At 71.2% G+C, this 12,200-nt stretch carries 9 protein-coding genes; 4 read left to right on the forward strand and 5 right to left on the reverse strand.

Translation table 11 applies throughout. The annotated features are described in order from the left end of the window. Window positions 1-310: 310 nt before the first annotated feature. A complete protein-coding gene (locus AB0M08_RS46350; protein ID WP_364508421.1) occupies window positions 311-712 on the reverse strand; it encodes a hypothetical protein in 402 nt (133 codons plus the stop codon). Window positions 713-1,366: 654 nt separating this feature from the next. Here AB0M08_RS46350 and AB0M08_RS46355 point away from each other — a divergent pair. Together AB0M08_RS46355 and AB0M08_RS46360 are read left to right on the forward strand one after the other, a co-directional pair. Further along, a complete protein-coding gene (locus AB0M08_RS46355; protein WP_364508426.1) occupies window positions 1,367-2,530 on the forward strand; it encodes a Rieske 2Fe-2S domain-containing protein in 1,164 nt (387 codons plus the stop codon). A 134-nt stretch (window positions 2,531-2,664) separates the two neighbouring features. After that, window positions 2,665-4,893, forward strand: a complete 2,229-nt coding sequence (locus tag AB0M08_RS46360; protein WP_364508428.1) for a family 78 glycoside hydrolase catalytic domain — start codon at window positions 2,665-2,667, stop codon at window positions 4,891-4,893. Window positions 4,894-4,972: 79 nt separating this feature from the next. Here the strand turns inward: AB0M08_RS46360 and AB0M08_RS46365 are convergent, their stop codons facing one another. Together AB0M08_RS46365 and AB0M08_RS46370 are read right to left on the reverse strand one after the other, a co-directional pair. Further along, entirely contained in the window at window positions 4,973-6,418 is a 1,446-nt protein-coding gene (locus tag AB0M08_RS46365) for a GGDEF domain-containing protein (protein WP_364508431.1), read from the reverse strand. A gap of 53 nt (window positions 6,419-6,471) precedes the next feature. Next, window positions 6,472-7,002, reverse strand: a complete 531-nt coding sequence (locus tag AB0M08_RS46370; RefSeq protein ID WP_364508434.1) for a TetR family transcriptional regulator — start codon at window positions 7,000-7,002, stop codon at window positions 6,472-6,474. Between the two features lie 187 nt (window positions 7,003-7,189). Between AB0M08_RS46370 and AB0M08_RS46375 the strand changes: the two genes are divergently transcribed. Further along, a complete protein-coding gene (locus AB0M08_RS46375; protein WP_364508437.1) occupies window positions 7,190-8,623 on the forward strand; it encodes an MFS transporter in 1,434 nt (477 codons plus the stop codon). A gap of 261 nt (window positions 8,624-8,884) precedes the next feature. On the opposite strand, the gene AB0M08_RS46380 is transcribed toward AB0M08_RS46375, so the two are convergent. Both AB0M08_RS46380 and AB0M08_RS46385 read right to left on the reverse strand, forming a co-directional pair. Beyond that, window positions 8,885-9,943, reverse strand: a complete 1,059-nt coding sequence (locus AB0M08_RS46380) for a GtrA family protein (RefSeq protein WP_364508439.1) — start codon at window positions 9,941-9,943, stop codon at window positions 8,885-8,887. Window positions 9,944-9,950: 7 nt separating this feature from the next. Beyond that, window positions 9,951-10,898: a phosphodiester glycosidase family protein gene (locus AB0M08_RS46385; RefSeq protein WP_364508442.1), complete on the reverse strand. Its 948-nt coding sequence runs from the start codon at window positions 10,896-10,898 to the stop codon at window positions 9,951-9,953. An 87-nt stretch (window positions 10,899-10,985) separates the two neighbouring features. Between AB0M08_RS46385 and AB0M08_RS46390 the strand changes: the two genes are divergently transcribed. Next, a complete protein-coding gene (locus tag AB0M08_RS46390; RefSeq protein ID WP_364508445.1) occupies window positions 10,986-11,867 on the forward strand; it encodes an AEC family transporter in 882 nt (293 codons plus the stop codon). Window positions 11,868-12,200 lie beyond the last annotated feature (333 nt).

The following is a 12,200-nucleotide window of genomic DNA, read 5'->3' on the forward strand; positions in this document are numbered from 1 at the left end:
CTTCCGGGAGCGTGGATCAGATGCGGTCCGAGCTGGGAATCCAGGGCCTTGCCCCGGAGGGAAATCCCCCGGATTCATCCGTGGGGATCGTTAAGCTGTGCACGCCGCGTCGATCGGCAGCCACCGGAGCATCCTGAGGAGACGCACGTGCCGAGCCGCCCTGAGACCGCCGCCTGACGCCAGCGCCGGGGTGCTGTGGCTGAGGGCTTGAAGGGCTGGGGGCGCCAGGAGCGCCGGGCCGCTGGGAGCGCTGGGAGCGCTGGGAGCGCTGGGAGCTGGGAGCGCTGGGAGCGCCGGGAGCGGTCGCCTGTTACCGGTCGATCGTGGTGGTGATGGTGGCCAGCAGGCCCGTGTTCAGGTCGAAGCGGTCGCGGGGGACCACGTGCAGGACCCCGGCCGGCTCTGCGGGGGAGTGCGCCACCGGATTCCCCCGGTACGCCGGTAGCCCCGCGACCTGGGCGATGACCGTCTCCGGGAAGGCCAGCACGCCGACGTGCACCGTGCCCGCCAGGAACAGGGCGACCTCCACGGCCACCGTGCGCGTGGCGGACCAGCCGGGGAAGACCGTCTTGAACTCGGCGTACCCGTGCGGATCGGTGACCTGAGCACCCCGCAGGCCCGGCTCCCGCGCTGCCGCTGCGGCATGCGCGACCTCCAGCGTCGCCCCGGGCAACGGCCGCCCACGCCCGTCCACCGCCCGGATCCGCAGCATCAGCGGAATCCCGTCCTCCGCTCGCGAGAGCTCCCGCCGCAACGGCCCCGGCCCGCTCCGCCCGCCGCCCGACCTGCCCGAGCTGTGCGGGCCGCCTGAGCCGCCTGAGCCGCCTGAGCTGCCTGAGCTGCCTGAGCTGCCTGAGCCGCCTGAGCCGCCCGAGCCGCCTGAGCTGCCCCAGCTGCCCGAGCTACCCGAGCTGTGCGAGCCGCCCCAGCTGTGCGGGCTGTCCGGGCGGCCCGACGAAGGTGACGAGGGTGACGAAAGCGGCATGCGTGACGTGCATGCGTCATCCGGCGACAGGTGCGAGCCCGCGTCATCCGACGAAAGCGACGCGTCGGCACCGGACAAATACGATGAATCGCCCGACGGGAGGGGCTGTCGATCGCGTGCCGGGGCGAGGTGGGCGATGGCCGGTGCCGACGGCGGCGACCCCAGTGTGGGGACCGCGCGACGGCCGATCACCGGTGCTCCGGTGCTCTCCTCGTACCCCATCGCCGTCTCCCTGCTCATCGATCACCCGCATCCCTTTGATGATGATTGCAGGATGTAAACAGCTGGATGGCCGTTTTGACGGAATCGAAGAGTGGTCCCGGAGGCTGGTCGGCACGACGCGGTTGCCTGCGTGTAACACGACGGGCGCAGACTGCGGCCATGGAGTGGTTACCTATCGCCCGGGAGACCGAGATCGGCTCCCGCCCGCTCGCCGTCACCGCGGGCGGCGTACCCCTGGTGGCCTTCCGCCCTACGCCGGAGGCCGACCCGGTGGTCTTCCCGGACCGGTGCCCGCACCGCCTCGTCCCCCTCTCCGCCGCGACCGCCGAGGACGGGCGGCTGCGCTGCGCTTATCACGGCTGGGAGTTCGACGCCGCCGGCACCTGCGTCACCCTGCCGTCGCAGGAGGGGAGTCCGCCTCCCCGTGCCAGTCTTACCCCTTTACCCAGGGTCAGGGTCAACGACGGTCTCGTGTACGTCGACGCCTCCGCGCTCCCGCCGTCCGACCCCACCGACCTGCTCACCAACGAGGACCCGGCGTTGCGGCGGGCGTGGCATCCGGTCGGCCTGGTCAGCGAGCGCCCGGAGGAGGTGCAGCTGCTCGGCGAGACCTTCCGGGTGTCCGAGTCGCGTACCCAGGAGCGCTGGGGCATGGTCTGGCTCGCGCCGGAGGAGCCGCGCATCGGGCTCTTCCCCGACCCGGACCCGGACGACCGCGACTACACCGGTGCCTGGCTCCCCCCGGCCCGTACGCCCGCCTCGGCCGGACTGGTCTCGGACAACTTCCTGGACGTCGCGCACTTCCCGTTCGTGCACGCCAAGACCTTCGGTGCGGCCGAGGAGAAGCTGGTCGACCGGTACGAGGTGACCGGCGAGCCGTGGGGTTGCCGCAGCGTGCAGGACCAGTGGTTCGACAACCCGGAGGACCCGGGGGTGATCGCCGGTCTGCGCCCGGTCCGCCAGCGCCGCCGTGCCACGTACGTCTACCGCGCCCCGTTCCAGCTGATGCTCCGCCTGGAGGAGCTGGACGCCGGTGCGGTGAAGACGATCCTCTTCTTCGCCCAGCCGGAGTCGAACGCGAGCACCCGGATCTACACGAAGATGCTGTTCCACGGCGTCGGCGGGGTGCCGGTGCCACCCGCCGAGGTGATCGAGCGGGAGTGCGCGTTCGAGGAGGCGGTGCTCGCCGAGGACCTGGAGCTCCAGCGGAAGCTCCGGATCACGGGCATGCCGCTCCGGATGCGCGACGAGTTGCACGTCCGCGCCGATCTGCTCGGCGTCCACCTGCGCCGGGTGCTGGCCGAGTTCCGTACGGCGGCCTGAGGCTTTTCCCGCGCCGAGCGGCCCCTCCACCGTTGCCGAGGTGGAGGGGCCGCTTTGTTATGTCCGCGTGGCTCATTGTGTCCGCCCTGTTTCTGGAGGTAGCTTGAAACGATTCAGGAAGAAAGGTCTGCTCCATGCTCCGATCCGCCACCATGATCACCGCCGGAACCGACCGTGCCGCCGCCGTGGTGCTCACCAGGACCATCACGCTCGACCGGCCGCTCACGTCGGCCACGTTCCGCGCCACCGCGCACGGCGTCTACGAGGCGCGGATCGGCGGCCGCCCGATCTCCGGGGCGGTGCTGTCGCCCGGCTGGACCGCGTACGAGTGGCGGCTCCAGGTGCAGGAGGTGGACGTCACCGCGCTGGTCACCGACGGCGCGGAGATCGAGGTACTGCTCGGCAACGGCTGGTACCGCGGTGACCTCGGCTTCGAGGGTGCCAACGCCAACTACGGGACCGAGATCGGCTTCCTCGGCGAGCTGGAGCTGGTCTTCGCGGACGGCTCGACCGCACTGATCGCCACCGACGAGACGTGGGGCGCGCGGACCAGCGACACCCCGGAGAACAGCCTCTACAACGGTCAGCGCATCGACGCCCGGCTCCGCGGCGCCGCCACCGCGCTCCCGGTCCGGGCGATCGAGTTCGACCGGTCCACCCTGATCGAGCAGGTCGGCCCGCCGATCACCCGCCAGGAGAGCCTCCGCCCGCAGAAGATCTGGACCTCCCCGTCCGGCAGGACGCTGGTCGATTTCGGGCAGAACCTGGTCGGCTGGCTGCGATTCCGCGTACGGGGAAAGGGGGGAAGTGAAGTAACCGTGCGGCATGCCGAGGTGCTGGAGGGCGACGAACTCGGCACGCGCCCGCTGCGCGGCGCGAAGGCCACCGACACCTTCGTCCTCTCCGGCGGTGCGGACGCCTTCGAGCCCACCCTGACCTTCCACGGATTCCGGTACGCCGAGGTCACGGGCTGGCCCGGCACGCTGACCCCGGACGACCTGGAAGCCGTCGTGGTCCACTCCGAGATGCGGCGCACCGGCTCCTTCGAGTGTTCCGATGTGCGCGTCAACCAGCTGGTCAGCAACTCGTACTGGGGCCAGAAGGGCAACTTCCTGGACGTGCCGACCGACTGCCCGCAGCGCGACGAGCGGCTCGGCTGGACCGGCGACCTGGCCGCCTACGCCGCCACCGCCGCGTTCCAGTTCGACGTCCGCGACTTCCTGCACAAGTGGCTGCTCGACCTCGCCGAGGAGACCCGGCACAGCGGCCCGGACGGCGTGCCGAACGTGATTCCCGACGTGCTCAAGCACGCCGACTTCCCGCCGGAGTTCGCCGCGATGGCCGCGAACTGGGCCGGCCCGACCGCGATCTGGGGCGACGCGGCGATCTGGGTGCCGGAGGCGCTCTGGCACGCGTACGGCGACCGCGACCGCCTCGCCCAGCACTACCCCGGCATGGTCCTGCACCTGGAGTCGGTGCTGCCCAAGATCTCCGCGAACGGGCTCTGGGACCAGGGCTTCCAGTTCGGCGACTGGCTCGACCCGGACGCCGCCCCGGACCAGCCGTGGAACGCCAAGGCCGACGGCAAGGTGGTCGCCACCGCGTGCCTCTACCGGTCCGCGAGCTTCGCCGCCGAGGTGGCCGCGATGATCGGCGAGGACGGCGACGCCAAGCGCTGGCGTGACCTGGCCGACCGCACCCGCGCGGCGTTCACCGCCGGGTACGTGACCCCGGACGGCCGGATCACCTCGGACTGCACCACGGTCTACACGCTGGCGATCTGTTTCGGCCTGCTCGACGGCCCGGTGCGGGAGGCGGCCGGGAACCGTCTCGCCGAGCTGGTCCGGGAGACCGGTCACCGGATCTCGACCGGGTTCGCCGGCACCCCGTTCATCACCCGGGCGCTGACCGGGACCGGTCACGTCGAGGACGCGTACCGGCTGCTGCTGCAGACCGAGTGCCCGTCCTGGCTCTACCCGGTGAGCATGGGTGCCACCACGATCTGGGAGCGCTGGGACTCGATGCTGCCCGACGGGAGCATCAACCCCGGCGAGATGACCAGCTTCAACCACTACGCGCTCGGTGCGGTCGCCGACTGGCTCTACAAGGACGTGGCCGGGCTGCGCCCCGCAGCTCCCGGCTACTCCCGCCTGCTGCTGCAGCCGACGCCGGGCCCGGGCCTGGACTTCGCCCGGGCGGCGCTGGACACCCCGCACGGCCGCGCGGCCTGCGGCTGGTCCCGCGAGGGCGACCGCCTGATCGTCACCGCGGTGGTCCCGGACGGCGTCGAGGCCGACGTGGTCCTCCCGGACGGCACCCGCCACACGGTGACCTCCGGCGACCACCGCTTCGAGATCCGCTGACCGTTCCGGCTGGTGGTCAGGGGTGTCTCGGTCCCCGTGAGACACCCCTGACCACCAGCCACCGAGCAGGAGACGGAACCTAGGCGGCCATCGCGCAGGAGACCTGGTTGCGGCCGGCGTTCTTGGCCGCGTAGAGCGCCCGGTCGGCCGCCAGCACCAGGGCGTCGATGGTGGGTTCGGCGGGCATCCCGGCGACGCCGACCGAGACGGTGACCCGGACCGCGTGGCCGTCGCCGACCTCGATCGGGGTGGCGGCGACACCGCGCCGGACGCGCTCGGCGACCTGTCGCGCCGTCTCCTCGCCGGCCGCCGGGAGCAGCACCGCGAACTCCTCGCCGCCGTAGCGGGCCAGCACGTCGCCGGGGCGGAGCAGGTCGCCGACCCGGTGGGTGATCTCGACGAGCACCCGGTCGCCGCCGCCGTGGCCGTACGTGTCGTTGACCCGCTTGAAGTGGTCGACGTCGAGCAGCAGGACGCTGAGCGGCTGGTGGTGCCGGGCCGATCGGGCCGCCTCCTGGCGCAGCGTCTGCTCGAAGAAGCGGCGGCTGCGCAGGCCGGTCAGCGCGTCGGTGATCGCGGCCGAGCGCTGTGCCCGGACCAGGCCGGCCATCCGGGTCAGTACGAGCACGAAGAGCACGTCGCAGGCGATCCCGGCGGCGACCACGTGCGGCTCGCCGCCGGTGGCCGCCTGGATCAGCATCGAGGTGGGCGCGAGTAGCGCGGCCGCGGCGAGCAGGACCACGCGGCGGGTGGTCGCGTCCTGGGTGGTCGCGCCGGCCGAGCTGATCATCTGGGGCGCGGACGGGTGCAGGACCGCGGCGGCGAGCAGGAAGGCGGCGGCCATCCAGATCGCGTCCAGGTAGTTCGCCATCTCGTACGTGCCGTTGACGGCCTGGTAGCTGTAGACCGTGTCGGCGCAGAGCAGCAGCGTGAGGTAGCCGGTGACCAGGCGCAACGCCGGGTTGCGCGGTCCGCCGCCGAGCACCAGCCGGGCGCCGACCACGAGCAGCACCAGGTCGCCGACCGGGTACGCGACCGAGACCAGCCGGACCGCCGTGTCCGCGGTCAGGGCGTACGTCGGCGCGATGATGAACTCGTGCACCAGGTAGCCGGTGCCGATCGCGGCGTCGATGGCGCCGGTCACGTCGAGTCCGGGCGTACGCCGCCGGATCACCAGCAACAGGCCCACCGCCATCAGTGGATAGCTCGCCAGATAGCCGAAGTCCGCGAGACTGGGGTACGCGTCCGACCCGCGCAGCGTGAGCACGTAGAAGCCGACGTCCGCGGCGATCCGGGCCACCGCCGAGGCCGTCAGGAACATCATGATCAGCCGGGTCGACGGGTGCCGCCGCGCGGTGACGAGACAGCCGGCCGCGAAGGCGACGCTGGCGCTGGAGTAGAGCGCCATCTGCACCGCCGGCCAGGCGCCGAGGTGGACGAGCAGGTAGTACAGGCCGATGACGGCGGGCGCGACGGCCAGGCAGAGTCGCCAAGCCGCCGCGTGTCGTGCCCTGACACTGCTCACGCACCGAGACTGCCCTCCGGTACGCCCATTTTCGGGTGCTTCCGGGTTGCGGTTCAGGTGCGCGGCGCCGCCGCCTCGAAGATCGCGGTCAGGTGGCCGAGGGGATCGTCCAGGTGGATCCGGAAGTAGTCGTCGTACCAGACCCGGAACGCGGCGGTGGCGCAGCCGACGGTCAGCCGGGGCCGCCAGTCGTCCGGGTCCGGCGCGGGATGCCGGGCCGCCAGCAGCGCCGCGATCTCCTGTCCCTGATCGTTCCCGACCGCCAGCTGGGTCAGGCGCAGGTGCTGGGACCGCTGGATCACCAGGCGCAGCGCGGTCAGCAGGTCCCGGTGCTCGATCACGAACCCGGCCAGCCGCACCATCGCGGTCCGCATCACCTCGGCGTCGGTCAGCCCGGCGGGGGCCGCGGGGACGTGCTCCATCACGAGCCGGGTCATCTCCCGGACCGGCTCCGCGACCACGTCCTCCTTGCTCGCGAAATACCGGTGGAAGGTGCGCGGCGCGATCTCGGCCTTCGCGCAGATGTCACCGACCGTCACCTGGTCGTACCCGCGCTCGATGAACAGCTCCCACGCGGCCCGCACCGTCGCGTTGCGGCTCTGCTCCCGTTTCCGGTCCCTCAGGTTGGTGATCTTCGGCTCCCCTCACTGTCCCGTCGATGGTAGGCCCACCACTCGCTGTGACCCCCGTCTCAAGAGACCACGCCCGCAATCTTCAAGTGGCAGGCTCTGCCTCGTGGCACAGTCTGCCACGACACTTGAAGGAGCTTTCATGTCGCAAGCCGTCGCCGAGAAAACGGTGAAGCCGAAGTCCGCCTGGAGCGGACGCCAGCTGCTTGTCCTGCTGGTGATCGGCACCGCCGCGCTGATGGTGTCGCTGACCCAGTCCCTGCTGGTGCCGGTGATGACCGAACTCGGCACCGACCTCAACGCCAGCAGCGACGGCATCGCCTGGCTGCTCACCTCGACCCTGCTGGTCGGCGCGGTGGCGGTGCCCGCCTTCGGCCGGCTCGGTGACCTGTACGGCACCAAGCTGATGGTGCTGGTCTCGCTCGGCGCGCTGATCACCGGCTCGCTGGTCTGCGCGCTCTCCAGCTCGCTCGCCCCGATGATCGTCGGCCGGGCCATCGTCGGCCTCTCGGTCGCCACCGTGCCGCTCAGCATCAGCCTGGTCGGCGTGATCCTGCCGCGCGAGCACTCCGGCGCCGGCATCGCCCTGATCAGCGCCATGCTCGGCGTCGGTGGCGCGCTCGGCCTGCCGCTCTCCGGCGTGGTCGCCGAGTACGCCGACTACCACGTGCTGTTCTGGATCTGCGTGGCCGGTGGTGCGCTCGCCTTCCCGCTGATCGCCAAGCTGGTGCCCGCCCCGCCGCGCGCCGGCGAGGGCCGGATGGACTTCTTCGGCACCGCGCTGCTCGGTGCCGCGATGCTCTCCCTGCTGCTCCCGCTCGCCCAGGGTGAGAAGTGGGGCTGGACCGACCCGCTCACCATCGGCCTGCTGGTCGCCTCGGTGGTGCTGATCGCCGTCTTCATCGTGGTCGAGCTCCGGATCGCGTCGCCGCTGGTGGACGTGCGCACCACCCGGCGCCCGGCGCTGCTGCTGACCAACGTCGCGTCGCTCTTCGTCGGGTTCGCGCTCTTCGCCACGCTGATCGGCACCGCGACCTACGTGCAGATGCCGGAGGTCACCGGGTACGGCTTCGGCAAGTCGATCCTGGTCGGCGGCCTCTGCATGCTGCCCGGCGGCATCATCATGCTGCTGCTCTCGCCGGTCTCGGCCCGGCTCGCGCCGCGCACCGCCCTGATCGTCGGCTCGCTGATCATCGCGCTCGGCTTCGCCAGCCGGATCGTGCTCACCGACAGCCTCTGGGAGGTCATCCTCGGCGCGACGATCGCGGGCGCGGGTACCGGTATCGCGTACGCCGCCATGCCCGGCCTGATCGCGCACGCCACGCCGGTCTCCGAGCTCGCCGCCGCGAACGGCCTCAACGCCCTGTTCCGCAGCGTCGGCAGCTCGCTGGCCAGCGCGCTCGGCGGCGCCATCCTGGCCGCGAAGACCATCGACCTGGGCGGCCACGCGCTCCCCAGCCTCGGCGCCTACCAGCTGCTCTTCGGCCTCTGCGCGGGCTCGGCGGTCCTGGCGGCGCTGCTCGCCCTGGTCATCCCGAAGCACTCGGCGACCGCCGACGCCGCCCTCCCGGAGTAGCCCACCACCCCACGGGCGCGGCCGGACCGGACCACACACCCGCGGCGCGGCCGGTGAGCCAAGCACCGGCCGCGCCGCCCTCTCCCGGCTGGCGCTCACGGGTGCCTCGCGGGCTCCGCGACACCCGTCAAGGCCGGCCGGCCACCGCTGCCGCTCGGGGACGGCAGGCGGAGCTGGGCGGGTGGTGGGAGCGCGCTGGGTGCACGTCGAGGCGGTCGCCTTTTGAGTGGGGCGGGGGCGCGGTCGGGCGTACGGGAAGAGTCAACCGACCAGATCGACGGCCGCGGGCGGGGTGACCACCCGCGGGGCTTGCGATCGGGCGCGACCGAAGATGAATGCCCGCTGGATCACGAAGCCGGCCGCGAAGAGGGTGAGTTCGGTGATCAGCTTGGCCAGCGCGAGCGAGCCGAGAGCACCGCTCAGGAACTCCAGGAGCAGGATGTTCGCCGTCAGGGACAGGGCCGCGAGGGCGGCGTAGCGCGGTGCGGCCTGCCGGTGCGGCACCCGGCGGCCGTCGCGGAAGACGGCGGAGCGGTTGACCGAATAGTTCAGGGTCGCGCTGACCAGGCGGGCGCCGATCGCGGAGAGCGCGACGTTGCCGGTGGCGGTGACCAGCAGCGCGAGCAGGCCCGCGTCGACCGCGAAGGCGAGCAGTGACGACCCGGCGAAGGCGAGGAGCGGGCCGTAGATCCGCGCCGAGTCCTGCAGCGGGCGGAAATGTGAGGATTTATTGCCCTCCAGGTAGACCGTCGCGATCTCCACCTGCTCGATCGGCAGCTTCTCGCGGGCGGCCCGGAGCAGCAGGCGCAGCTCGTACTCGAAACGGTTGCCGGGCACCGCGCCGAGCCAGCCGAGCAGGTTCGCCGGGTAGCCGCGCAGACCCGTCTGCGTGTCCACGATCGATCGGCGGGTGACGAGATGGAACAGGCCGCGCGTCACCCCGTTGCCGAACCGGCTGCGCAACGGCACGGTGCCGGTGAACCGCCGTACGCCGAGAACCATGTGGCCGGTCTCGCTCAGATGCCGCGCGACCGCCTCGATGTCGCGTGGCCGATGCTGCCCATCGCTGTCCGCGCAGACCACGTCCTGTCCCGGATAGCAGACCGCGATGTGGGCGAAACCGGTCTTGAGGGCGAACCCCTTACCCCGGTTCTGGCTGAGGCTGACCACTTCGGCGCCGGCTCTGCGGGCCGCTTCGAAGACGTTCTCGTACGCCGGACCGCTCCCGTCGTCGACCACCAGCACATCGTGGTGCGCGAGTTCGTGGACCAGGTAGACCAGCCGCTCGTCGGGCTGGTAGGCCGGGATCAGGACGACCATCGCGTGCTCACCCCGCCACGTAGAGGATGTCGCTGGTCCCGCGCTCCTGGCCCTTGCCGAGCGGATTGTTCACCAGGCCGCCCTGGAAGATCATCGCCGAGGAGCCGCCGCCGTCGATGTTGTACGCCAGCTCCGCGCCCCGGTCCGCGAAGATCTGGGCGAACTCGGTCATGGTGACGCCCCTGCTGTACCCGCTGCTGCGCCCGTCGACGACGATCCAGAGCAGGTGGTTGGCGCCGATCAGGCCGATTCCGGTGCGCGGCTGGTTCCCCTGGATCGAGTGGTTGCCGAAGTTGGTGTCGACCTCGACGGAATCGATGCCGCTGAGCACCTTCCCGTTCTCGACCAGGCCCGGACCGAACGAGAGGGTGTTCCAGACGCCGGCGGCGATCAGCTCGTCGGCGGTCGTGGCGGTCTCGTCGTAGAGCTTGGCGGTGCCGTCGGAGTAGAACGCGAGCCCCTGCCGAGCCCCGGCGTCGCGGAACGCCACGCCGTTGCGGATCTCGATGCCGGTGGTCCGGAAACCGTAGTAGTCCCCGTTGATCGCCAGTACCGCGTCGACCGATTTCGCTATCACGCTGGGGTTCGCGACGATGTTCTCGCCGAACTGGTCGTTCGCGAACGCCGACTTCACGATGGTCGCGTCGGTGACCTGCACGTCCGCGACGAAGTAGGTGACCTTGTCCGATCCGGACCCGGTCTCCACCTTCTCGATCGAGATCGTCGCGGTGTCGCTGGAGTAGGAGGTGGCGGTCGAGGTCCCGTCGTTCGCGGCCTCGGCGGCGACCACCTTGGCCGCGGTCAGGCTGGAGGCGTCGGAGACCTCGACGTGGTCGATGACGTAGCGGTCCAGCGCCCAGGCGCTCCCGCCGGCGGCGGCCGCGAGGATCCCGACGCCGCCGGCCAGCAGGCCTCGGCGGGAAATCCTGCGTTTCGGAATGTTGTCGGTGGTCACAACGACAAGTGAACGGGCGATGCTTGTGTGATCCCTGTGCCGCACCCTTCGGTTGCTGTAGGACTCACTAAGAGTTAGATAAGTCCCATGATCTCCGCGCTCTCCGGGATCGCGCTGATCGGCGCGATCGTGCTCGTCGGCTGGGGGGTGCGGCGCTGGGCCGGCCTGCCCGACACCGCGGAGGCGGTCCTCGCACGCCTGGTCTACCTGGTGCTCAACCCGTGCCTGCTCTTCACCGTGGTGTCCGATTCGGATCCCGCGATCCTGTTCAGCGAACCCCTGCTGGTGTCGGCCGCCGCGGCCCTGCTCTGCTTCGTGATCTTCGCTTCTCTGGTACGCCGTACCCGGGTGATCGGCGCGCTCTCCGCGGGCTACGTGAACGCCAACTACATCGGGGTGCCGATCGCCACCTACGTGCTCGGCGACGCGGCACTCGCCGTACCCATCATGATGTTGCAGTTATTGATCATCACGCCGATCGCGCTGGCGATGCTGAGCTCGTCGGACGGCCCGCGCTCGTCGGTGCTCGGCGCGCTGCGCAACCCGATGATCCTCGGCGTGCTGCTCGGCCTGGTCGTGGCGCTGACCGGACTGCACGTCCCCGCGATGCTGATGGACCCACTGATCACGATCGGACAGGCGGCGGTCCCGCTGGTGCTGATCGCTTTCGGTATGTCGCTCTCGGGCCGGCGCGTGCTCGCCCCCGGCCCGGACCGTTGCGGCACGGTCGTCGCGGTGGCCCTGAAGGTGGCCGGCATGCCCGCGATCGCGTACGCCCTCGCCCTGCTGCTGCACCTGCCACCCGCCGAGCGCTACGGCGTCACGGTGATGGCCGCCCTGCCCACGGCCCAGAACATCTACCTCTACGCCCAGCAGGCCGACCACGGCGTGACCCTGGCCCGCGACGCCATCCTGCTGTCGACGCTGCTCTGCGCCCCGGCCCTGCTGGTCATCACCCTGCTCGGCTGACCCGCGTGGGGAGTTCGGTCCCGCTCCGCACGGGTGATCCCCACGCCGTCGCGGTGCACGGCCGGCGTGGGGATCTCAGTGCCGCGGTGAACCCGGAGTTCCCCCGCGGAGGCTGCCGGCGGCGGGTGGGGATCGTCGACCGGGCCGGGGCCGCCGGAAATACGGCCCCGGCCCGCCCGGGGTGGAGAGGCGGCCCGGATCTCCGGGCCGCGGCGCAGGTCAGCGGCCGGGGGGGCCGCCCCCCCCCCCCCCCCCAAATAGGAAGATCGGCGGGGTGGGGAAGAGTGTATAGCGGAACCGGTATATATAGGGGGGGGGCGGATAATTAAAAAA

Origin of the sequence: Actinoplanes sp. NPDC051851 (assembly GCF_040681165.1) — a bacterium.
GTDB lineage: Bacteria > Actinomycetota > Actinomycetes > Mycobacteriales > Micromonosporaceae > Actinoplanes.